Annotated in this window: 19 protein-coding genes; 4 read left to right on the forward strand and 15 right to left on the reverse strand. The window is 75.0% G+C overall.

Annotated features, from left to right (window positions below; translation table 11 throughout):
- Window position 1: 1 nt before the first annotated feature.
- The 15 genes from kamD to ACWD3O_RS33125 all read right to left on the reverse strand — a co-directional run bounded on the left by kamD (window position 2) and on the right by ACWD3O_RS33125 (window position 19,481).
- On the reverse strand, window positions 2–1,576 hold the full coding sequence (kamD, locus tag ACWD3O_RS33055) for a lysine 5,6-aminomutase subunit alpha (RefSeq protein WP_451418435.1): 1,575 nt from the start codon (window positions 1,574–1,576) through the stop codon (window positions 2–4).
- Window positions 1,573–2,661 carry an L-erythro-3,5-diaminohexanoate dehydrogenase gene (gene kdd, locus ACWD3O_RS33060; protein ID WP_451418436.1) on the reverse strand — a complete coding sequence of 363 codons (1,089 nt, stop codon included), beginning with the start codon at window positions 2,659–2,661 and terminating at the stop codon, window positions 1,573–1,575. Before kdd ends, kamD begins: the two co-directional genes overlap by 4 nt.
- Entirely contained in the window at window positions 2,658–4,067 is a 1,410-nt protein-coding gene (locus ACWD3O_RS33065) for a KamA family radical SAM protein (protein ID WP_451413902.1), read from the reverse strand. Before ACWD3O_RS33065 ends, kdd begins: the two co-directional genes overlap by 4 nt.
- Before the next feature lie 81 nt (window positions 4,068–4,148).
- Complete coding sequence (locus ACWD3O_RS33070) at window positions 4,149–4,835, reverse strand: GNAT family N-acetyltransferase (RefSeq protein ID WP_451413901.1); 687 nt, start codon at window positions 4,833–4,835, stop codon at window positions 4,149–4,151.
- Between the two features lie 110 nt (window positions 4,836–4,945).
- Window positions 4,946–5,974 carry a pyridoxal phosphate-dependent aminotransferase gene (locus ACWD3O_RS33075; protein WP_451413900.1) on the reverse strand — a complete coding sequence of 343 codons (1,029 nt, stop codon included), beginning with the start codon at window positions 5,972–5,974 and terminating at the stop codon, window positions 4,946–4,948.
- Entirely contained in the window at window positions 5,971–6,342 is a 372-nt protein-coding gene (locus tag ACWD3O_RS33080; protein ID WP_451413899.1) for a cupin domain-containing protein, read from the reverse strand. The genes ACWD3O_RS33075 and ACWD3O_RS33080 overlap by 4 nt, the downstream gene beginning before the upstream one ends.
- Before the next feature lie 94 nt (window positions 6,343–6,436).
- Window positions 6,437–7,732 carry an ATP-grasp domain-containing protein gene (locus ACWD3O_RS33085; protein WP_451418437.1) on the reverse strand — a complete coding sequence of 432 codons (1,296 nt, stop codon included), beginning with the start codon at window positions 7,730–7,732 and terminating at the stop codon, window positions 6,437–6,439.
- Window positions 7,733–7,799: 67 nt separating this feature from the next.
- Window positions 7,800–8,552: a GNAT family N-acetyltransferase gene (locus tag ACWD3O_RS33090; protein ID WP_451413897.1), complete on the reverse strand. Its 753-nt coding sequence runs from the start codon at window positions 8,550–8,552 to the stop codon at window positions 7,800–7,802.
- A 138-nt stretch (window positions 8,553–8,690) separates the two neighbouring features.
- The gene (locus ACWD3O_RS33095) at window positions 8,691–10,034 is read right to left on the reverse strand and encodes an MFS transporter (protein ID WP_451418438.1); all 1,344 of its coding nucleotides are present in this window, start codon (window positions 10,032–10,034) and stop codon (window positions 8,691–8,693) included.
- On the reverse strand, window positions 10,034–11,101 hold the full coding sequence (locus ACWD3O_RS33100) for an SAM-dependent methyltransferase (RefSeq protein WP_451413895.1): 1,068 nt from the start codon (window positions 11,099–11,101) through the stop codon (window positions 10,034–10,036). Before ACWD3O_RS33100 ends, ACWD3O_RS33095 begins: the two co-directional genes overlap by 1 nt.
- A 31-nt stretch (window positions 11,102–11,132) precedes the next feature.
- Window positions 11,133–12,497 carry a CurL C-terminal domain-containing protein gene (locus tag ACWD3O_RS33105; protein WP_451418439.1) on the reverse strand — a complete coding sequence of 455 codons (1,365 nt, stop codon included), beginning with the start codon at window positions 12,495–12,497 and terminating at the stop codon, window positions 11,133–11,135.
- Window positions 12,494–16,948 (reverse strand): amino acid adenylation domain-containing protein, encoded by a 4,455-nt coding sequence (locus ACWD3O_RS33110; RefSeq protein ID WP_451418440.1) that lies wholly within the window; start codon window positions 16,946–16,948, stop codon window positions 12,494–12,496. Before ACWD3O_RS33110 ends, ACWD3O_RS33105 begins: the two co-directional genes overlap by 4 nt.
- Entirely contained in the window at window positions 16,945–17,229 is a 285-nt protein-coding gene (locus tag ACWD3O_RS33115; RefSeq protein WP_451413892.1) for an acyl carrier protein, read from the reverse strand. Before ACWD3O_RS33115 ends, ACWD3O_RS33110 begins: the two co-directional genes overlap by 4 nt.
- Window positions 17,230–17,248: 19 nt before the next feature.
- Complete coding sequence (locus ACWD3O_RS33120; RefSeq protein ID WP_451413891.1) at window positions 17,249–18,145, reverse strand: hypothetical protein; 897 nt, start codon at window positions 18,143–18,145, stop codon at window positions 17,249–17,251.
- A 28-nt stretch (window positions 18,146–18,173) separates the two neighbouring features.
- Window positions 18,174–19,481, reverse strand: coding sequence for a tryptophan 2,3-dioxygenase (locus ACWD3O_RS33125; RefSeq protein WP_451418441.1), 1,308 nt, complete (start codon window positions 19,479–19,481; stop codon window positions 18,174–18,176).
- Window positions 19,482–19,912: 431 nt separating this feature from the next.
- Here ACWD3O_RS33125 and ACWD3O_RS33130 point away from each other — a divergent pair, with 431 nt between their 5' ends.
- The 4 genes from ACWD3O_RS33130 to ACWD3O_RS33145 all read left to right on the forward strand — a co-directional run.
- Window positions 19,913–20,503 (forward strand): TetR/AcrR family transcriptional regulator, encoded by a 591-nt coding sequence (locus tag ACWD3O_RS33130; RefSeq protein WP_451418442.1) that lies wholly within the window; start codon window positions 19,913–19,915, stop codon window positions 20,501–20,503.
- A gap of 216 nt (window positions 20,504–20,719) precedes the next feature.
- A complete protein-coding gene (locus tag ACWD3O_RS33135; RefSeq protein WP_451413888.1) occupies window positions 20,720–20,902 on the forward strand; it encodes a hypothetical protein in 183 nt (60 codons plus the stop codon).
- A 134-nt stretch (window positions 20,903–21,036) separates the two neighbouring features.
- A complete protein-coding gene (gene metK / locus ACWD3O_RS33140; protein WP_451418443.1) occupies window positions 21,037–22,245 on the forward strand; it encodes a methionine adenosyltransferase in 1,209 nt (402 codons plus the stop codon).
- A gap of 26 nt (window positions 22,246–22,271) precedes the next feature.
- Window positions 22,272–22,486 (forward strand): homocysteine S-methyltransferase family protein (locus tag ACWD3O_RS33145; RefSeq protein WP_451418444.1); only part of this gene is annotated, 215 nt, incomplete at its 3' end.

Below are 22,486 nucleotides of genomic sequence, written 5' to 3' on the forward strand. Positions count from 1 at the left end.
GTCACGTTCCTTCCAGAATCTCGACGGCCGGGTTGCGGTAGCCGGGCGCCCGGGGGACCACGCCCTCGGCGCCGCGTCCGCCGGTGGCGGGGCGGCGCATGCCGCCGAAGGCGCCGCGGGCGACGGCGTCCAGCAGGCCCCGTTCGCAGATGTCCTCGAGCAGGGTGACGGCCTCGTCGAGCACCTGGTGCGCCCGCCGGACGATGAATCCGTCGCGGGGCGGGCGGAAGTCCTCGGCGAGCGAGCCGGCGGCGCCGAGCACGTAGCGGACGTTGCCCAGCGCGAGGTCGCGGTCGGACAGGAACGGGGTGACGACGGCCTCGGTCATCATGCCGACCAGGAGGATGCTCTGCCCGGTCAGTGTTCCCGCCAGGTTGAAGAAGCCGTTGAGGAGGTGGCCGCGGAAGATGTCCCCGGTCATGTGCTTGGTCGGGGGCATCCACTTCAGCGGCGCGTCGGGGAAGAGCTCGCGGGCCAGCAGGGCGTGCGCGAGTTCCAGGCGGAACGACTCCGGCCGGTCCGGGTCGATCTCGAAGGCGTGGCCCAGGCCCATCTGTCCCGCCGTCAGGCCGGCCTCGGTGGCGAAGTACTCGTTGAGCAGCTGGCTCGCGGTGACCGTGTGCGCGGCCTCCACCGCGTCCGCGGTGGTGAGGTAGTTGTCCTCGCCGGTGTTGATGACGATGCCGGCCCGGGCGTGCAGCTGGCGGGAGAAGCGCTGGTCGACGAAGGTGCGCACCGGGTTGATGTCGCGGAACAGGATGCCGTACATGGAGTCGTTGAGCATCATGTCCAGCCGCTCCAGGCCGGCCAGGGTGGCGATCTCCGGCATGCACAGCCCGGACGCGTAGTTGGTGAGGCGGACGTACCGGCCCAGTTCCTCGGACACGTCGTCGAGCGCGGCCCTCATCAGCCGGAAGTTCTCCCGGGTGGCGTAGGTGCCGGCGTATCCCTCGCGGGTGGCGCCCTCGGGCACGTAGTCCAGCAGGGACTGCCCGGTGGAGCGGATCACGGCGATCACGTCGGCGCCGCCGCGCGCGGCGGCCCTGGCCTGCCGCATGTCCTCGTAGATGTCGCCGGTCGCCACGATCAGGTAGATCCACGGCGCGGGCGGGTCGCCCAGCCGGCCCGTCCTGCGGTCCCGTTCGGCGCGCTGCCCGTCGATGGCCCGGATGCCGCGGGCGACCGCCCGGCGGGCCGCGAGCGCGGCCGCGTCGGCGTCGGCGCCCTCGGGGACGCGGAAGGGCACGTCGCGGGCGGCGGCCCGGGCGGCCAGTTCGGTCAGGTTCCGGTACCGGCCGGTGCGCAGCGCGTCCCACACCGGCAGGCACACGCCGTGCTCCAGGCCGACGGTGTCGACGACCCCGTCGACGAGGCGGTTCACCCAGGGGATGCCTTCGGCGTCGGCGCCGTCCAGTCCGGCCAGGCGCAGCGTCGCCCGCTCGACCGAGACGGTGGTGTGCGACCGGGCCAGTTCCACCACGGGGTGCCCGGCCCGTTCGGCCAGTGTCCGCGCCCGCGCGACGGTGGCGCCGTCCAGTCCGAGTTTCGCCGGCATCGCGGCGACGGGCGCGGTCACGGCGTCACTTCCCGGTGGCCGCCGGCCGCGCGGTCGAACAGGGCGCGCACCCCGGGCACCTCGCGCACCAGCCGCAGGGCGAGGTCGCTGTGGCCGGGCAGGTAGCCGTTGCCGATGAGGAGGGTGACGTCCCGGCCCAGTCCCTCGGCGCCGAGCGCCGCCGCGGGGAACGACGTCGCCATGGAGAAGAACACCACCGTTCCGCCGTCCCGGGTGGCGAGCACGGCGGCGTGTTCGCAGCCGCCGACGTCGGTGCAGACCACGGTGACGTCGTGTTCGCCGCCGCGGCCCAGCAGGGCGTGCACGGCGAGCGCGTCCCGGGCGTCGGCGCACACCGTCTCGTCCGCCAGCCCGCTCGCGGCCAGCGCCCGCGCCTCCGCGGCGTCCGGCACCACCCCGGTGACCCGTGCGGCGCCGGCCCGTCGGGCGGCCGCCAGCGCCAGGGAGCCCGACTTGCCGGACGCGCCCAGCACCAGCACCGAGGGCGCGGAGCCCTCGCGCGCGCGGGAGCGGACGACCCGTTCGGTCAGCGCGGGCGCGCCGCACACGTCGAGCACCGACAGGACGAGGTCGTCGGGCAGGTCGTCGGGCAGCACCGCCGCCACCGACCGGCCGAACAGGATGGCGTGGCCGCGTGCCGGGATGCGCTCGCCGAGCCCGTCCCAGTCGCGCAGCCCGTCGGTGATCTCCAGCGGGGTCAGGGTCAGCGACACCAGGGTGGCGATCCGGTCGCCCGGCCGCAGCCCCAGCGGGGAGTCCGGGCCGGCCTCGGCGACGGTGCCGATCAGCATGCCGCCCGACCCGGTGACCGGGTTGTGCATCTTGCCGCGCTCCCGCACGATCGCGCAGACCGCGGCCCGCAACGCCCGCGGGTCGCCTCCGTGGGCCTCGCGCAGCTGCCGGAACGAGGCGGCGTCGAGGTTGAGGCACGTCACGTCGACGCGGACCTCGTCCGCACCGATCCGCGGGTCGGTGTCCAGGCGCAGCGCCCCCTGGGGCAGCGTCCCGGCGGGGGCGAGGACCCGGTGCAGGCCCAGGCCGGACGACGTCACGGGGGCTGCGGCGGGCGCCGTCGCCGCGGTCACGACGCCGCTCCGACCAGGGCCCGGGCGCTGGTCCACCACAGCCGCCCTTCCTCGGGCAGGGTGTGGATCGGGTCGTAGTAGTGGTGCACGCGGTCCAGCGCGGCCGGGTCGTCGTGCTCGACCGTGGTCCGGTAGTTCTTGCTCCAGGAGGAGATGCCGCGGCGCCGGTCGTAGCCGTCGACCTGGTCCACCCACCGCTTGCCGACGTACGGCACGTCGCAGACGAGGCGGGGGGTGGCGAATCCCGGCAGGTATCCCATGATCGAGCGCTGCAGGCTCTGCGCACGCCACAGCGGCAGCCGCCAGTGCTCGGCGCCGGGGATCATGTCGCAGAGGTAGAAGTAGTACGGCACCACACCCGCCGAGTCGAGCAGCGCGAAGCACAGGTCGAGGAGCGCCTCGGGCGTGGCGTTGACCCCGTCCAGCAGCACGCCCTGGTTGCGCACGTCGCGCAGCCCGGCCGCCAGCAGCGCCCGGGACGCCTCGGCGACCAGCGGGGTGATCTGCTGCGCCGCGTTGGCGTGGGTGTGCAGGGCCAGGGACACCCCCCGCTCGCGGGCCTTGGCCGACAGTTCGGCGACGCCTTCCAGGACCCGTGGCGCGAGCCAGTGCTGGGGGAGCCCGATCAGGCCCTTGCTGGCCAGGCGGATGTCGCGCACCGAGTCGAGTTCCAGCAGCCGGTCGACGAAGGCGGCCAGCCGGGGCCAGGGAACGTTGGCGACGTCGCCGCCGGAGACCACCACGTCCCGCACGGACGGCGTGGCCCGCAGGTACTCGATCATGCGGTCCAGCCGGTCCGCGGGGCGCAGCACGAACCGGTACTTGGTCACCTGCGGCGTGGACGTTCCGACGAGGTCCATGCGGGTGCAGTGTCCGCAGTACTGCGGACACGTCGTCACCAGTTCGGCCAGGACCTTCGTCGGGTAGCGGTGGGTCAGGCCCTCCACCGTCCACATCTCCGCCTCGTGCAGCGAGTCGCGGGACGCCAGGGGGTGGCTGGGCCAGGACGGCTGCCGGTCGGAGGCGACCGGGAGCATGTACCGGCGTACCGGGTCCGCGTACCAGGCCGCCGTGTTCACCGGCTCCCCGGGCGCGAAGGTGTTCAGCACGTGCGGGGTCAGCAGCACCGGCATGGTGGCGTGCAGGCTCTGGTCGGCGGCCAGGTCGGCGTAGAACGCGTCCGAGAGTCCGCCGCCGGCGACCGCGCGCAGTTCCTCGACGCCCTTGACGCAGTGGGCGCGCTGCCACTGCGCGTCGCGCCACTGGGCCTCGGTGACGTCCCGCCAGCCGGGGAAGCGCCGCCAGTCCGGCTCGACCGCCTGGTGGCGGCGGTAGGCGTACGGCTGCGGAAGGGGGTCGGCGACGGCGTCTGCGGGGACGGTCCCGGCCCCGGGTGAACGGGACACCCTGCTCCTCGATTCCTCCGGCGTCACGCCGGTCAGTCGGTGGTCCGGCCGGCGGGCGCGAGGGCGCGCCCGCCGGTCGTTTCAGTGGGCGAAGCGGTAGACCAGCGACCCGTCGTCGCCGTCGGGAAGCCGGGTGAGGCCGGCGCGCTCGATGACCGCCCGCGAGGCGTGGTTGTCCTCGGTGGTGGTGGCCAGGACGGTGGTCACGCCGGGGCGGGTGGCGGCCCAGCGGGCCAGCTCCCGCAGCGCCTCGGTGGCGTAGCCGTGGCCCCGGGCGGCCTCGGCCAGGTCGAAGCCGATCTCCACCGATCCGTCGGCGGGCGGGCCGTGGAAGCCCATGGCGCCGACCACCGCGGCGTCCTCGGTCCTCATCAACAGGTACATGCCCCAGCCGGGCTGGTGCGCGCCCGCGTCCTCGGCGCGGACGAGCATCCGGGCGGCCACCCGGGTCTCGGCGCTCGGCGCGCCGCCCACCCAGGTCAGGCCGCACGTCGCGCCGTCGGTGATCTCGCGGGCCTCCTCGGGCAGCGCCTCCCGCAGCCACAGCCGGTCGGTCGTCAGCAGCTGCGGGGCGGGCCGGGCGGCGTCCTCGGCGGCGATCCGGGCGACGGCCTCGGGCCGGCCGTCGGTCCACACCTCGGCCACCCGGTCGAGGCAGGACTGCTCGGTGCCGGTCCAGCCGGTGGTCTCCCAGCCGGCGGGCAGCGGTGACCGGCTCGGCCAGACCGCGTACTGCCGGTGGGTGCTGACGATGACTGCGTGCGTCATGTGTGTGTCTCTCCTGCTGGTCGCGTGCGCGCCGGCGGCCCCGCGGCCCCGGGCGGTGGTGGCCGCCGCCGTGCCGGTGCCGCGGGGCGGCCCGGACCGGCGGCGCCCGGTCAGGGGAGCGGGTCGATGCCGTCGAGGGCGTCGAGGAGGCGCTCCAGGTCCTCCTGCGGGCCGAGGGAGATCCGCAGGTGGCCGGGGAAACCGAACCGGCCGGCGTCCCGGACGAGGATGCCGTGCTCCTCGGCGAGCAGCCGTTCGGCGGCCGCGGAGTCGCTCACCGGCACCGCCACGAAGTTCGTCGCGGACGGCAGCGACCGCCGGCCCCGGCGCTCCAGTTCGGCGCGGAACGCGGCCCGGCGCAGCGCGTTCTCGCGCCGCACCAGCGGTATGTGGTCCGTGTCCTCGAGCGCGGCGACGGCCGCGGCCTGCGCCACGGCGTTCACGCTGAACGGCATCGTGCCCTGCGCGGCGCGCAGCCGGCCGGTGAGGTCGGGGCTGCCGACGGCGTAGCCGACGCGCAGCGCGGCGAGGCCGTGGGCCTTGGAGAAGGTGCGCAGCGACAGCAGCGGGGCGCCGCTGCCCAGGTAGTCGCAGAGCCGGGGGGTGCCGGCGGGGGCGAACTCGAGGTAGGCCTCGTCGAGCACCAGGGGGGTGCCGGTCACCGCGGCCCGCTCCACGAGCAGTTCGAGGTCGTCGTGGCCGAGCACGGCGCCGCTGGGGTTGTGCGGGTGGCACAGGTGGACGAGGCCGGCGTGCTCCATCGCGGCCGCGACGGCCCGGACGTCGACCCGGGTGCCGTCGAGGGGGATCTCCTCGCAGCCGCGGCCCGTCGCCTCGAGGCAGACGCGGTAGCCGGGGAAGGTTCCGGCGGTGGTGACACCGGGCCGGCCGCGGTCGCCCAGGGCCAGCGCGGTCAGCAGGACGAGTTCGTCGCTGCCGTTGGCCACCACGACCCGGTCCTCGCCGACCGCGTTGTGCGCGGCGACGGCCCGGACCACGTCGAGCCGGGCGGGGTCGGGGTAGCGGGCCGTGGGCGTCAGGGCCTCCCGGGCGGCCCGCAGCGCCAGGGGGCTGGCGCCGTACGGGCTCTCGCTCAGGTGCAGCCGGGCCGGCTCCGCGCGGACCGCGGTCACGCTCACGCCGCGTCCCCCAGCAGGATGCCGAAGCAGTAGCTGCCCGGCTCCGCCTCCAGGGTGAGGAACTGGTGCTCGGCCCCGGCGGGGACGTGCAGCAGCGCCGGGGAGGCGAGCCGGTGCGTCTCGCCGTCGACGGTCACCTCGATGCGGGCGCCGCCCGGGTTGGGCGAGACCAGGAAGTAGATCTCCGCCACCTCGTGGCGGTGCGGGTCGGCGACGGGTTTGCCCACCAGGTGGTCGATGGGGCCGCCGGCGAGCTGCACCGGGACCCCGCCGAACATGTCCGCCGTCAGGTAGAAGGGTGCGGGCTGGTGATGGCCCGCGACGGGGAGGAACTTCGGGACGTCGGTGCGGACGCCGGCGGTTGCCATGATGACTTCTCCTCTTCCGGACCGGATCGCTCACGCTCCCGCAGAGCGTGGCCGATCCGGATAGAGCGCCGGTGGAGCAGCCGCCGGGAACCGGTCAGGACGCCGTCGTGCCGGCGAGCGCCGTCACCGCTCCAGGTTCCTCCCGCGGTGCCTCGGGGGCCTCTCGCGGCGGTTCCACCACGAAGGACAGCTCCTCGGCCACCCGCTCGGCGAGCCGGAACATGGCGTCGTGGTCGGCGACGACTCCCTCCACCCAGCCGATCTCGGAGGTGTGCACGCCCGGGGGAAGCCGGTCGCCGGGCGCGTGGGGGCAGTTGATCCGCTTCACGCCCTCCAGGGCCGAGGCGGCGCGCAGGCCGTGCACCCCGGTGTACGTGCCGCCCTCGTAGGGCGCCAGGAACGACCGGGTGAAGACCACCCGTTCGTCCTCGGCCCGGACGTGCGACACGTCCTCGCCGAGGGCGACCCGCCCGGCCAGGGTGACGGGGTCCAGGTCCCCGGCGAGGCGGGCGAGTTGCACCTGCCAGCCGCCCAGCCGCCCGTTGACCTCGATGATCCGCGGCCCGTCGGGGGTCAGCTTGACCTCCGTGTGGGTGACTCCGCGGGTCACCCCCAGGGCGCGCAGCGCCGCGGTGACCAGCTCGAGCACGTCCTCGCGTTCCGTGGCGGCCAGTGCGGCCGGGCGCAGCTGACCGGTCTCCCGGAACGGGGGCGAGAGCGGGAACTTCCCGGTGACGGCCCAGTGGGAGATCCTGCCCGCGGAGACCGCCGACTCCACCGACACGTAGTCGCCGAACCTGCCGCGGTCCTGGCCCCGCAGGAACTCCTCCAGCACCAGCGGTTCCGGGTCGGCGCCCGTCAGCAACGCGGCGGTGAGCGCGGCGCCCTCCTCGGCGGTCCCGACGAGGTGGGTGCTGCGGCTGCCCAGGCCGCCGGCCGGCTTGAGCACGGCGGGCAGCCCCACCGCGGCGAGGGCCGGCTCCCAGTCGGCGGGCCCCTCCAGCCGGTGGTGGCGCACGGAGTCCACGCCGTGCTCCCGCAGCCGGGTCCGCTGCGCGTGCTTGTCCCGCAGCAGGCCCACCGTCTCCGGCGAGTGGTACGGGACCCGCAGCCGGACGGCGAGCTGCGCGGTGTCGTGCAGCCTCTTCTCGCTGAAGGTGAGGATGGCGTCCGGGCGGTGGGCGCGCAGCTGCCGCGCCGACACCTCGAGGTCCTCGCTCAGCACGACCACGGGCACCAGGTCCTCGGCGAGCAACTGGACGGTCTGCGTGTGCGGGGAGGGCCACAGCGCCAGCACCACGTCGCCCAGGGGCTCCAGGCCCTCGGTGACGTCGAGCACGGTCGCGGACCCCTCGTCGTAGATCACGACGATGACGGGACGGTCGGACATGGCGGACTTCCTTCGGAGACGGACGGTGGGGGCGGGGCGGGCGGAGGCGGGGCGGGGGCGGGGGCGCTCAGAGCGCCGGCAGGTCGGACTCCTCGGCGTAGCGCACTCCGGAGAGCACGCTCGCCAGGGGGGTGCGCGGGACACCGGCCCCGCCGGCCGGCGCGGGCCGGTCCCGCACGCCGAAGAGGGGCAGGGCCGGTCCGGTGCCGGTCACCTCGGTCTCGACGCTCCGGTGCGCCGCCCACCGGAGCCGGCCGAGCCGGAACCGGTCGCTGACCACCCGTTCGCCCCGGACGGCGTTGACCTGGACGCCGTCGTGCTCGAACCCGAACTTGCGGCACACGCCCCGGGAGGCGTCGTTGCCCTGGCGGACGACGGAGAACGCCTCCTCGGCCCCGAGCCCGGTGAACGCCAGTTCCAGCGCGGCGGCCCGGGCGTGCCCGCCCAGCCCCTCGCCCTGCCGCCCCAGGGACAGCCAGGACGTCAGCAGCACCTCCCGGGTGACGCCGAAGTCCCGCGCACCGAGGCTCTGCGAGCCGATCACCTCGCCGTCGTGGACGACGACCAGGTACAGCGTCCAGTCCTGCGGGCTCCACGACGCCATCGCGTTCCAGTGGCGCTGCAGCACCCGGCGGGCGACCTCCTCGGGGGAACCGTCCGTCCACTGCGAGAAGAACGGCATGAAGCCGGGCGCGTGCACGCCTTCCACCGCGCACGCGGCGAGCGCGTCGAGGTCCTCGGGGGAGGGCCAGCGCAGCTCGACGCGCGAGGTACGCGCCCGGACGCCGGTGAGCGGCCAGTGGTTCATGGTGTACGGCATGGCGACCTTCCGTCGGACGGGAGCGGCGTGAGCGTTAGGAGCGGCGGGGACGGCGAAGGAGGCAGGGGGCGGCGAAGACGGCCGGGAACGGCAGAGGCGGCCGGGAACGATGGACGACGACGGCGGAGGCGGCCGCCGTCAGACCGCGGCGGGTTCCGGGCCGGAGACGGCGTCCCGCGTGTCGTCCTTCTCGTCCTTGCCGGACGCCTCCGGCGCCTTGTCCGCGGCGGGCAGGTCCGCGGTGACGCCGAGCGTCGTCCGCAGCCGCACCGACACGGCGACGACCGCCAGGCAGACGGACACCAGCAGGGCCATCAGCGCGATGCCGTCCGCGACCGGCAGGGCGGCACCCGCCAGCGCCGGGCCGGCCACCGAACCGGTGGACACGGCGACGGACAGCAGCGCGTTGACCCGGCCCCGCATCGGCTGCGGCGCGATGTCGTTCAGCAGGGACGTCACGACGGGGAAGACCAGCGCCTCGCCCACGGAGAGGAGCACCACCCCGCCCAGCGCCAGGGTCAGCGCCTCGCCGCCGCCGCTGCGCCCCGCGACCGCCACCAGCGCCCACGCCACCGCCCAGACCGCCCCGGAGGCCGCCAGCACGGTGCTGCGCCGGAACCGCTGCAGCGGCTCGGCCAGCAGCACCTGGGCGGCCACGGCGACCAGGATGTTGAGGGCGAAGACGCCGGAGAGGCCGCCCGCGCCCACCGCGCCGCCCATGGTCAGGTAGCCGGGCAGGCCGGAGCGGAACTGCCCGTAGGAGACGAGCGAACACAGCGCCAGCACCGCCAGCAGCGCCCCGATGTGCCGGTGCGTCAGCACCGCCCGGTAGCCCCGCGGGCCGGCGGTCGCCTCCTCGTCCGCGTCCTTCGCGTCCGTCTGTCCGGTCACCCGCGGCAGCAGCCAGAACAGCGCCGCGCCGGCCAGCAGGAACGTCGCCCCGTCGGCCAGGTACAGCGCCGAGAACCGCGCGGCACGCGAGCCGACGTCGAGCGACGCCAGCGCACCGCCGGCCATCACGCCCAGGCCCGTCATGGCGTTGAAGACGGCGAAGTCGGCGGAGTAGGCGAGCTGCCTCTCCCGCGCCGACGTCGCGCCCGCGTACAGGAACCGCAGGGCCGTGCCGACCCCGCTGATGCCGAAGCCGTACACCACGGCCGCGAGCATCGCCGTGGTCGCGCCGGTGACCTGGGCGTACAGGGCCGTGCCCACGCCCGCGACGGCCATCACCAGCGGCACCGTCGTGCGGGGCGCGAACCGGTCGAGCAGGGAACCCCAGAGCAGCCCGCCGAACACGGCGGTGGCCGCCTGGACGGCCAGCGTCGTCGCCGGCACCCAGGCGGGCAGCCCCCGCACCTCGCTGAGGTAGATCCACAGGAAGGGCAGCACCAGGCCGCCGCCGAAGGAGTTGACGGCGTTGACGCCGAGGACGATCCGGGTGCGGGGGGTCAGCTCCCGCACCACGGCGAGGGGTTTGGGCATCAGTGCGCCTCCAGTACGTACAGCCACGAGTGGGGGGTGCCGAACGGCACGATGCGGCGCGGTACCAGGCCCGCCGCGGCGAAGAGCTCCTCGTAGGTCTCCTTGGTGTGCAGCGGGACGCCCATCAGGGCGTGCGCCAGCTCGTAGCCCAGGGAGAACACGGGCAGCGACGCCGCGTCCGCGCTGTCGGGACGCAGCACGGTGTCGGCGAGCACGAAGGTGCGGGCCGCGGGGAACGCCTCCCGCAGGCGGGTGAAGGTGTGCGGGCGGGTCTCCGGATCGGCGAGCAGGTCGTGGAGCAGGAAGAAGCTCATCACCGTGTCGACCTCGGCGAGCCGGTCCCGCAGCGCGTCGCGGTGGCACACGTCGAGCACGTCGGCCCGGACCGCCTCCACCCGGTCGGCGAGTCCGGCCTCGGCGATGGTGCGCCGCCCCAGGTCGGTGGCCGGGCCGCTGATGTCCAGGCCCAGGCCGCGGGTGCCGGGGCGGTCGGCGACGACGCGGGAGACCCGCGCGGAGATGCCGCTGCCCAGGTCGGCGAGGACCGAGAAGTCCACGTCGGCCAGGACGTCGTCCAGCAGGCCCGCCATGAACGCGCGGTCGTTCTGGCCGGATCCGAGCGCGACCATGGCCTCGTCGCGGAGCACGTCGGAGCCGAACGCGGCCTCGCCGGTGACGATGCGGTGGGCCTGGGTGAACACCTCGTCGTACCCGCCGACGCCCCAGGTGAAGTAGCCGCGCATGCGGATGATCTCCTGGCCCGCCGAGGTCAGCAGCACCTTGTCGGTGTCCTGCAGCCGCAGCCAGCCGCAGGTGGCGGCGGCGCGGACGAGTTCGCGCAGGACCCGTTCCCGGACGGCGGGGCCCAGTTCGGCGGCGAGGACGCGCAGGTCGAGCAGCGGGTCGGCGGCGAGCCGCTCCCACACGCCGAGGCGGTCGAGGGTGTGGACGACGGTACCGGCGACGTAGCCGTTGAAGGCCTGGTCGACGCCCATGGGGGCGGGAGCGGCTCCGGCCCAGTCGGCGGGCAGGGCGAGGGCGGGGGAGTGGTCCTGGACGGCTGTCATGGCGGTCCCTTCGGGTGCGGAGCGGTGGATGTCAGGCGGGCCGGGGCCACCCGGTGAGCAGCTCACCGAGCAGGCCGTCGGCGGAGGAGGCGCCGGCGACGGGGGAGTAGACGGCGAGCGCCACGGCCCAGCGGCCGTCCGCCGGTGCGAGGGCGCACCGCAGGAGCGGGACGTCGGCCGCGGCGAAGGACGTACCGAGGGTGGCGGCCAGCGCTCGAGCCCCCGGCTCGCCACGCTCGTCCGGCGCGAGCACCTCCACCCGCACCGGCTCCCGCGACGCGGTCGCGAACCAGCGGCCGGCGTGCCGGGTGAACACGGTGCGCAGGTGCGGATGGCGGTCGAGCAGTCCGGCCAGGGCGGCCTCGACGTCGGCCGGGGCGGGTGCCGGTCCGGGCCGTACGGCCGTCGCGCTCAGCACGCGCTCGGCGGCGTCGCCGCGGCGGACCAGGTCGTGGAAGAACGGGCGCTGCTCGGCCGGCTTGAGCGGCCGCAGTCCCTCCGGGGGACCGGCGACCGGGCCGGACCGCCGGAAGGGGTAGCCGGGCAGGCGCGTCCGGCGGCCGGGCGCCCCCAGCGAGCAGTCCACGTCCAGGCCCCATTCCCACAGCCGCGCGAAGAGCCGGGCGTAGGAGGACGCGTCGAGCGGATCGAGCCGCAGGCCGTCACCGTCGCCGTCGTCCGGCGTGCCGGGTCCGGTGACGCGGACGACGAGTTCCGGGCCGTCGGCCACCGCGGCCTCGCCCTCCTCGGGGGAGGCGGTGGCCGCCGCGCGCAGCGCGTCGGCGAGCGGGACCGCCCCGCGCAGGGCCGCCGCGGCGGACGCCGCCGGCCCCAGGCCGCGGACCGTGTCGGGCCGCAGCCCGTGGGCGGCGAGCCACGCCCCGACGCCGTGCAGCACGGCGGCGGCGCGGGCGGCGTCCCGGCCGGGACCGGGCGGCAGCCCGAGGGCGGCGGCCGCCTCCAGGGCCTCGGCGACCTGCGGCAGCGGGGGATCCTCGGCGGGCGCCGAGCCGTCGCCTAGGTCGAGCACCAGCGGCCGGGCGGTTCCGGCGGGCCGCGGGAGCCCGGCCGACCGCCGCAGCGCGGCCGCCAGCCCGGGACCGTCCGTCCCCGTCACCGCGTGCCGCACGGCGAAGCGTTCACGCCCGTGCGCGAGGGTCACCGCCACGTCGTCCGGGGAGAGCGACGGGTCGCGCTCCAACCGGTCGGCGAGGCGCCGGCACATGGCGGCCGCGGCCGTCTCGTCGCGGGCGGAGACGGCCAGCACCCGGGGGGTGCCCGGCAGCGCCGGGAAACGGGCCGTCCGGACCGCCGCGCCCGTCACCGGGGGTGTCACGGCCTCCGCGGACACGGTGTGCGGGGTGTTCTCGATGTACGTCGTCATGACGGGGTTCACGCCCTTTCCCGCGCGTATTCCTGCACGATCACGTGGGAGTTGGTGCCGCCGACCCCGAAGGAGCTGACACCCGCGGTCCGCGGCCGGGAGGCGGGGGAGTCCCACGCCCGGCCGGCGGTCACCAGCCGCAGCCGTCCCTCCGGCGCCAGTTCGTCGATCGGCTCCGCCACGTTCGGCGTGGCGGGCAGCACCCCGTGGTGCACGGCGAGCACGGACTTGATGAGGCCGGCGATGCCCGCCGCCGTGTTGCAGTGGCCCACGGACGCCTTGACCGATCCCAGAGCCACGGGGGGACCGGACCGCCCCAGCGCCTCGCCGAGGGCGGTCGCCTCGATGGCGTCGCCGAGGCGGGTGCCGGTGCCGTGCGCCTCCACGTAGCCGATGTCGTCGCCGGTCACCCCGGCGGCCCGCAGGGCGCTGCGGATCACCCGTGCCTGGCCCTCGACCCCGGGGGCGGAGTAGCCGACGCGCGCCCGGCCGTCGTTGTTGACGGCGCTGCCGCGGATCACGGCGTACACCGGGTCGCCGTCGCGTTCGGCGTCGGCGAGCCTGCGCAGCAGCACCGCGCCCGCGCCGAACCCGCCGACGGTTCCGGTGGCCCGCCGGTCGAAGGGGCGGCAGACACCGTCCTCGGCGTACAGCAGGCCGGGCCGGAAGGTGTAGGAGCCGTCCGACTCGCCGTCCAGGGAGACCGCCCCGGCCAGGGCGTAGTCGCTCTCCCCGCGCAGCAGCGCCCGGCAGGCGAGGTGGACCGCGTACAGACCGGTGGAGCACGCGGTGTCCAGCATCAGCGCCTCGCCCCACAGGTCGTGCAGGTAGGCGAAGCGCGACGCGACGAACGTCGGGTCGGCGTTGACCACGTCGTCGACGCGCGCCTCCCCGTCGGTCGGCACGTGGCGCGGGCATCCCGCGTACAGGCTGGTGCGGCGGGCGATGTCGGACAGGCGCAGCGAGGCGTCCTCGACGGCCGCCCACAGCACCTCGTGCAGCACGCCCTGCTGGGGGTCGCCCCCGGCGACGTCCTCGGCGGTGAACCCGAGCAGTCCGGCGTCGAAGCCGGCGCCGTCGGCGGGCATGCCCCAGCGGGCCACCCGTCGTGTCCCGTCGGCGTGTTCGGTGACCAGTGGCCCCGGGCCCTCGCTGAAGCAGTCGCGGCCGGCCTCGAGGTTGTCCCAGAACGCGGTGAGGTCGCCCGCTCCGGCGAACCGGGCGCCCATGCCGATCACCGCGATCGCGTCGTCCGGGGTGCCGCCGCCCGAGGAGGGGCGGACCGCCGGCCGGAACGCCGTGGCCTCCTCGCCGGACGTGGTGCCGGCCGTGATCCCGGACGCGGTGCCGGACGAGGTGCCGCCGAGCAGCCGGGCCTGGGCCCGCACGGTGGTGTGCCGCAGCAGGTCGGTGACGGCCGGTCTGGTGCCCGTGGCGGTGCGCAGGGCCTCCTGCAGCTTGGCCAGGAGCAGGGAGTGGCCGCCCGCCTCGAAGAAGTTGGTGTCGAGGCCGAACGAGCGACCGGGCAGCACCTGCGCCCAGGCACGCGCCACGGCGTCCGTGCCGCCGTCCGCCGTCGCCGCCGTCGCCGCCGTCCCGACCGGTGCCGGGCCCGCCGTCGTCGCCATGTCCGCCGCAGGCGGGGGCGTCGGCGCGGCCGCCGTCGCCTCGGGCGGCCGGGGCAGCCGCCCGCGGTCGATCTTCCCGTTCGCGCTCAACGGCAGCTCGGAGACCGCCAGCAGGTGGCTGGGCACCGCGAACTGCGGGAGCATGGTGCGCAGGTGGGCGCGCACGTCGTCGACCACGTCCGGGCGGTCCACGACCGCGTAGCCGATGATCTCCTTGCCGCCCCGCCCGTCCGGCCGCGCGGTCACGAACGCGCCGCGCACCTGCGGATGGGCACGGAGCGCCGCCTCGACCTCGCCGAGTTCCACCCGCTGGCTGCGGATCTTGACCTGGTTGTCGTCGCGGCCGATGAACTCCAGCCGTCCGTCGGCCCCCCACCGCACCCGGTCGCCGGTGCGGTACAGCCGTGCGCCCTCCTCGCCGGAGAAGGGGTCCGGCACGAACCGTTCGGCGGTACGGCGCGGGTCGCCGAGGTAGCCGCGGGCCACGCCCTGCCCGCCCAGCACCAGTTCGCCGGGCACGTAGGCGGGAGCGGGCTCGAGCGTGCCCTCCAGCACCACGTGCAGCCGGGTGCCCGGCACGGCCGTGCCGATCGGCACCGTCCGCATGCCGTCCGGCACCTCCTCGACGGGGTGCCAGGAGGAGGTGAAGGAGTTCTCGGTGGGGCCGTAGCTGTGCAGCAGCGTGCCCGGCCGGGCCCAGCGCAGCGCCTTGCGGATGTGCGGCACCGAGATGATCTCGCCGCCGAAGTAGACGCGGCGCAGGGACTGCAGCAGGTCGGGCGCGTCCTCGATCAGCCGGTTCAGCAGCGGCGTGGTGACCAGCAGCGTGGTCACGGCCAGCTCCCGCAGGGCGGACCTGAGCTCCCTGGGGCTGAGCACGAGTTCCTTGTCCAGGACGGCGAGCGTCGCGCCGTGCGCGAGGGCGCCCCAGATCTCGTAGGTGGCGCCGTCGAAGTTGAGCGGCGACAGGTGCGAGACGGTGTCGCCGGGGCCCAGGAGGAGGAAGTCGGGCCGGTGCAGCAGGCGCAGCACGCCGCCGTGGTGCAGGACGACGCCCTTGGGACGGCCCGTCGACCCGGACGTGTAGAGGACGTTGAACGCGGTGTCCGGGCCCGCCGGGGTCCTCGGCGGCGACACGGGCATCGGCCTGGCGGCCTGCCGTATCTCCTGCGGGGTGTGCGCGGGCGGCCCCTCCACGACGCGGTGCCGCTCGTCGTCCTCGGCGATCAGCAGCCGGGGACGGGCGTCGGCGAGGACCGCCCGCAGCTGGGCGTCCGGGTAGGCGGGGTCCAGGGGCAGGTAGGCGGCGCCGGCCAGGCCGACGGCGAGCATCGCGGTCACCGTGTCGGGGCCGGGCCGCAGCAGCAGGGCCACGATGTCGTCGGTGCGCACGCCCCGGGTGCGCAGCCAGTGCGCCGCCCTGGCGGCGTCGCGCACCAGCTCGCCGTAGCTCAGCCGCCGTCCGTTGTGGACGACGGCGGTCGCGTCCGGGTCGCGGCGTGCCTGGTCGAGGACCAGCTCCGCGACGGTGGAGGCGTCCGCCGTGCCGGGGACGCCGGTGTCCTCGGCGCCGACCCGGTCGGGCCGCGGCGCCAGGGAGGTGATCAGTTCCCCGCAGGTGATGCCGGGCCGGGCGGCGGCGGCGAGCGCGCGGTCGAGCTGTTCCGTCATCAGCTCGGCGGTGGCCTGGGTGTAGAGGGCCTTGTCGAAGTCGATGCGGAGCACCAGGTGGTCGGCGGCCTCCTCGGCCGCGAACGCCAGGTCGTACTTGGCGACCGCGGTCTCCGGGTGCAGCAGCCGGACCGTGGTGTCCGGTGTCCGCCAGGACGTGGTGCCGGACGGCTGGTACAGGAAGACCGTGGAGTACGACGGGGTGGTGCCCGGCGGCGGGTCGCCCGCCTCGGCGTGCGCCTCCATGGAGGAGAGGACCTGCTCCCCGAGCCCGGCGGCGTGGTCGGCGAAGCTCCGCGCGGGGTCCCGGACGGTGCGCACGGGCAGCACGCGGGTGAACAGGCCGACCGCGTCCTCGCTGCCCGGCTCGTCGCGGCCGGCGAACGGCATGCCGAGCACGCCGTCGTCCTCGCCGGACCAGGCGTGCAGCAGCAGGCTCCACACCGACAGCAGTGCGACGGCGGGGCTGACGCCCTCGCGGGCGGCGAGGGATCGCAGGGCCGTCAGGCGGGCCGCCGACAGGCGGCGCTCGGCCCAGCCCGCCGGTCCGCGCAGCCCGTCCTCGGGGCGAACCAGGTCCGGCAGGGGGGCGAGCAGCGCCGGGTCGGCGCCCAGCAGGCCGGCCCAGTACGGATCGAGGGCCTCGGCCTCGGGGCGCGCGGCGGGCGGCGGCACCGGCTCGAAGCCCGGGTCCGCGCCCTTGGTCCGGGCCAGGTAGGCCGTCACCAGGTCCTCGGCGACCACCTCGGCCGAACGCCCGTCGGCGACGATGTGGTGGACCGACACCGTCACCAGCGACACGTCCTCGTACCGCAGCGCCTCGGCGCGCAGCAGCGGGGCGGTGCCCGGGTCGAGGGGGCGCCCGGCGGCCAGGGCGGCGTCGGCGAGCGCCGCCGCCCGGTCGTAGCGCCCGGACCGCGTGGACGTGTGCAGCGGGGCGACCGCGGCGGGCTCGGGGACGTGGTGGAGGTCCCCGTCCCACGTCTCGAACCGTGCGGCGAGCGCGGGGTGGCGTTCCAGGACGTCGGCCAGGGCCCGGCGCAGGGCGGGTTCGTCGAGTGCGCCGCGGATCTCCAGGGAGAACGGGATGTTGTACCGGCCGGAGTCCGGCTCGCACTGATTGGCGAGCCAGATCTCCAGCTGTGCCGAGGACGCGGCGGTCACGCCCCGGCCTCCGTCCGTGACGTCGCCGGGGCCACCGGGACGGTCGGGGCGAGGGCCACGGCGAGCTCGGTCACGGTCGGGTGCTGGAAGAACCGCCGCACCGTCAGGGTGGGGTCGACGCCCCTCTTGAGGGTGCGCACGATCCGTACCGCGCACATCGAGTGGCCGCCGACGGTGAAGAAGTTCTCGTCGTCGCCGAAGTCCTGGTGGCCGAGGCCCTCGGCCCAGGCGGCGCGCACCACGGCGGCCAGTTCGGCGGTTCGGTCGTCTACGGGATTCAACGAGGCCATGGCAGTTCTCTCAGGGTCGGGGCGCCGGGTCGGCGGACGTGAGACGTCGGTAGATGGTGTCGACGGACTCCCACAGCTCGGGGAAGAACGTGCGCTCGGCCATCTTGTGGAGGGTGAGGGTGGACTCGCCGCGCAGGCTGGTGGGCAGGGCGGGACAGCCGCCTCCACCGCGCTCCTCGGCCCGGGGAGCGGCGCGTGCCGGTGCGGGCGCCGGCGGCTCCACCGTCTCCGGGTGACCGCCCAGCTGACCCCACACCAGCCGGAGGTGGAGCTGCTTCCAGTCGCCCACGGCGGCGTCGAGGCGCATCAACCCCTGCCGCACCAGAGCCAGTTCGACGGCGGACCGGTCGTCCTCGGCGGGCCGGGCCGTGCGGCCCTGGGCGTCGATCAGCTCCTCGGGCGTGCGCCCCGCGTCGTCCAGGGCCCGTCGGAAGGCCCGCCACAGGGACTGCGCGGCACGCCGCAGGTTGCGCGCGCCCGGGGAGTCCAGGCCGGTCGTGTTCGGCGGGAACAGCTCCCGCATGGCCAGCAGGGAGGTCTGCGGCAGGAACTCGACGAGCGTGTTCAGCGCCTGCACCGGGATCCTGCCCAGCGCGGCGGCCCGCTCCAGCACCTGCGCACACAGCAGGAAGTCGCCCTCGTCGAGCAGCCGCACGGCCCGGCACATCTCGTGGTGCATCGCGGCCCAGGCGTACTCGGAGATCAGGTGGACGCTCTGGAAGAGCCGCTGGTCGGGGTGGGACAGCTGCTCCTCGGGCAGCAGGGCGGACAGCGCGGTCGTGAGCCGGGTGTCCTCCTCGTAGTTGCTCCCGCGGTCGTACTCGTAGACCAGCAGACGGTCCTTCTCCTGCGGGTTCAGGGCGCGGCGGGCAGTGCCCGGGCGGCCGGTCGCGGCGCGTTTGCTCATGGCTTCGGTGTCCCTCCCGTTCGTGTCGTCAGCTCGCCGCGGGCTGCTGCTCGAGAGCCGGCCGGGAGGCGGGGGCGGGCTGCCCCACGGCGGGAAAGAGGCGATTGGTGATCACCGAGCGCAGGTACGGAACGCCCTCGGTGGAGCCGGTGCCGGTCCGTTCGCCGATCATCCGGGCCGCCAGCCGGTAGTGGGTCTGCTTCCAGCGCTGGTGCACCGCCTCCAGCTGTCCTGCGGCCGCGCGGACGGCCGCGGCGTCCCGGTCGGACAGCCAGCCGCTGGCCAGCACGTCCTCCCAGGCGCCCTGGACGGTGTCCCGCCCGGCCAGCACCGCCTCGCGCACCCGCGGCACCGAGGTGAAGGCGTGCGACTCGAGCCGCGCCCGCGCCGGGGTGGAGCAGTATGACTCGAAGGTCTTGTAGCCCTCGGACTGGATGGCGCTCGCGCCCTCGGTGTACTGCCGGAACACCTGGAACGAGTCGGGCTGCATGGTGGCCAGCAGCGAGAACAGCGGCAGCGACTCCCGCAGCACGTCGGCGACCGAGGCGAGCAGCGTGGCGGCGTCGCCGGGCTGCTCGCCGTGCAGGACCCGGACCGCCGCGTCGAGGGTGCGGGCCATGAAGGAGAACGTCGTCTCGAAGGCCTGCAGGACGCGCAGGAAGAGGTACTCGTCGTGGAGCACGTACACCGGGTGGAGGCTGGTGCGCAGCAGCAGCCGCTCGTCGGCGTCGGCGGTGGCGAGGACCGCGTCCGCCAGCGTGGTGGCGGGGGTGCGGCCGGGCGTCGCCGCCACCGACACCGCGTCGACGGCGTGCTCGAGGATGCGCAGCGCCGCGGGTTCCATCACCCGGACGGCCAGCCGCAGCCGTTTGCCGAGCAGTGCGGGGGAGGGCAGGGAGCCCTGGGGGTCGGCCGGGGCTCCGTCCAGCACCCGCTGCTCGAACTCGATCAGGTCCGCGAGGAGCAGCAGCACCAGCCGGTCCCGCCATCGGCTCCAGGCCCGCCAGTCGTCCTGGGGGCCGGGCGCCCGGTGCCGCAGCAGCGGCAGCGCTGTGTAGCTGGGGTAGTCGTAGCGGTCGTCGTACTTGTCCAGCAGGACGTCGAGGAACCGGGCGAGGTAGGTGTCGCCGTGGTCCCCGTCGCCGCCGCCGTCGCCACTCCGTTCGGCGAGCGCGGGCCGGCAGGAGTCGAGCAGGTCGAGCAGCTCCGGTGACAGGAAGTGCTTGCCGACGCCGCGCAGATGACGGACGACTGCCTCGTAGGGGAAGGGTGCCGAACCCTTCGCGCTGCGCCATCGGCGCAGTTCCCGCCGGAGCGGTTCCTCGGTGCCTGCCACGCGGTTGCTCCTTCTGGAGAGGAAGCGGTCTCCGAGAGGTTCGCGTGCGTTTCTGGAGAGAAGCTCAAGCGCCGGTACAAGCGCGGCGGACCCCGTGGGCGGCGGCGAGCGGGACGGTCAGGGGGAAACGCAGAAGTCGCCGGCCCCGTCTCGACGACAGGACCGGCGACTTCGCGTGCGCCGGGAAGGACGGTGGCTCACCGCCGGGTGCCCGGCTTGGGCAGCGGACGCGGACGGGGAACGGACCGGGGCTTGGGGGCCCGGACGCCGCGTCGGCCGCCACCGGCGGCACGGGCGAACGTCGAGGGCTGAGGCTGGTCGAAGGCGCGAACTCGCACATTGACTCCTGCAGGTCGTCGGGGTGTATCTTTGAAGTACTTCGACTGTAGTACTGCAACTGAAGTGGTGTCAATGTCTGAGAGAGGAACTCCTTGCGACAGAACCAGGCCCGCCGTACCGCCCTCCTTGACGCGGCCATCGAAGTCCTCGCCCGCGACGGCTCACGCGGCCTCACCCTCCGCTCGGTCGACGCCGAGGCCGGCGCACCCGTGGGCACCTGCTCCAACTACTTCCGCAACCGGGACGAGTTGCTGCTGCAGATCCTGAGCCGCACCCACGAGCGGATCGCTCCCGACCCGGACCAGGTCGCCGAGACCATGCGCGCCGAGCCGTCGCGTCACCTGGTGGCGCACCTGCTGCGCCAGATCCGTCACCGGATGGAGGCCGACCGGGCCGGTTACCTCGCCATGCTCGAACTGCGCCTGGAGGCCACCCGCCGCCCCGAGCTCGGCCGCGAACTCACCGCCGCCCTGAGCCGGGTGCTGGAGGAGAACGTCCGCTTCCACATCGACGCGGGCCTCCCCGGCGACCGCGTCGACGTCGTCCTGCTCTACCTGACCGTCCACGGCATGAACCTCGACGACCTCACGGTCCCCGCGGTCCTCGCGCCCTACCGGGACGACGACCTGATCGGCGAACTCGTCCGCCGGCTCCTGCCGGACAAGGAGGAGACCCCGGCCTGAGCGGGCAGCGGCACTGCCTCGCACGGCGTCGCACGGCAGGTCAGGGAAGGGGGGAAGGGGCAGGAAGGGGCAGCAAGGGGCACGGAGACCGGCCGCCGAGGCACTCACGCCCGGTCCCGAGCGGGACACGCGAGGACGTCGAGCGGTCCTCCACCCGTTCTCCACGGGCCGGGACCACGCTGACTGTCGCCGCGCATCCGTCAGGAAGGACAGCACATGTCGGACGTCGAGCCGGCGCCCCACCACCCCGCCCCCACCGGTGGCGAGGTCCGGGCGCCCTACAGCTCCGCGGTCCTGGCCGGGACGGACTGCCCGCGTCAGCGGCCCCCCGTCCCGGTCCGCGGCCGCACGCCCGCGGCCCACGGCACCTCGTACCGGACCGTGCCCGCGTCCCACTGACCGCGCACGGCGACCGCACGCCCCCTCCCTCCCTTCACGTCCCGCCCCCGCCCCGTACGCCCCACGGTCCCCGCCTCCGGCCGGGCCACGGCGCCGCGGCCGCGGCGGGCCGGCCACTCACGCCCAGGAGAGACATGACCACCAGGCTCTTCACCTCGGAATCCGTCACCGAGGGACACCCCGACAAGATCGCCGACCAGATCAGCGACGCCATCCTGGACGCCCTCCTGCGGGAGGACCCGACGTCCCGGGTGGCGGTGGAGACCCTGATCACCACAGGGCAGGTCCACGTCGCCGGCGAGGTGACCACCTCGGCCTACGCCGACATCCCCGGCATCGTCCGGCAGACCGTCCTGGACATCGGCTACGACTCCTCGTCCAAGGGCTTCGACGGGGCCTCCTGCGGCGTGTCGGTCTCCATCGGCGCCCAGTCCCCGGACATCGCGCAGGGCGTGGACACCGCCTACGAGAAGCGCCGCGGGGAGGCCGGCGACGAGATCGCCGAGCAGGGCGCCGGCGACCAGGGCCTGATGTTCGGCTACGCCACCCGCGAGACCCCCACCCTCATGCCCCTGCCCATCGACCTCGCGCACCGGCTGTCGCACCGCCTGGCCGGAGTGCGCAAGGACGGCGCCATGCCCTACCTGCGCCCCGACGGGAAGACGCAGGTCACCATCGAGTACCGGGACGACCGCCCGGCGCGCCTGGACACCGTCGTCGTCTCCTCCCAGCACGCGGCGGGCATCGACCTCGACAACCTGCTGGCCCCGGACATCCGCCGACAGGTCGTGGAGCCCGTGCTGGACCGGCTGGCGGAGGACGGCATCAAGCTGGAGACCGACGGGTACCGCCTGCTGGTCAACCCCACCGGACGGTTCGAGATCGGCGGCCCCATGGGCGACGCCGGCCTCACCGGCCGCAAGATCATCATCGACACCTACGGCGGCATGGCCCGCCACGGCGGCGGCGCCTTCTCCGGCAAGGACCCGTCCAAGGTGGACCGTTCGGCCGCCTACGCCATGCGCTGGGTCGCGAAGAACGTGGTCGCCGCCCGCCTCGCCGAACGCTGCGAGGTGCAGGTCGCGTACGCCATCGGCAAGGCCGAACCGGTCGGCCTGTTCGTGGAGACCTTCGGCACGGAGCACGTCCCGCGTGCCGCCATCGAGCGGGCCATCACCGAGGTGTTCGACCTGCGGCCGGCCGCCGTCATCCGCGACCTGGACCTGCTGCGGCCGATCTACGCCCGCACCGCCGCCTACGGCCACTTCGGCCGCGAGCTGCCCGAGTTCACCTGGGAACGCACCGACCGCGCCGACCAGCTCAGCGCCGCCGCAGGCCGCTGACCCCCCGGAGGCGTGTCATGACCGCGATGGCCACATCCCGGCAGTCCTTCCGGGAGGCCCTGGCTTCCCGTGTGGTGGTCGCCGACGGGGCGATGGGCACGATGCTCCAGGCCCAGGACCCTACGCTGGAGGATTTCCAGGACCTGGAGGGCTGCAACGAGATCTTGAACGTGACGCGTCCGGACATCGTCCGTTCGGTGCACGAGGCGTATCTCGAGGTGGGCGTCGACTGTGTGGAGAC

It is taken from the genome of Streptomyces sp. NPDC002640 (assembly GCF_053592575.1).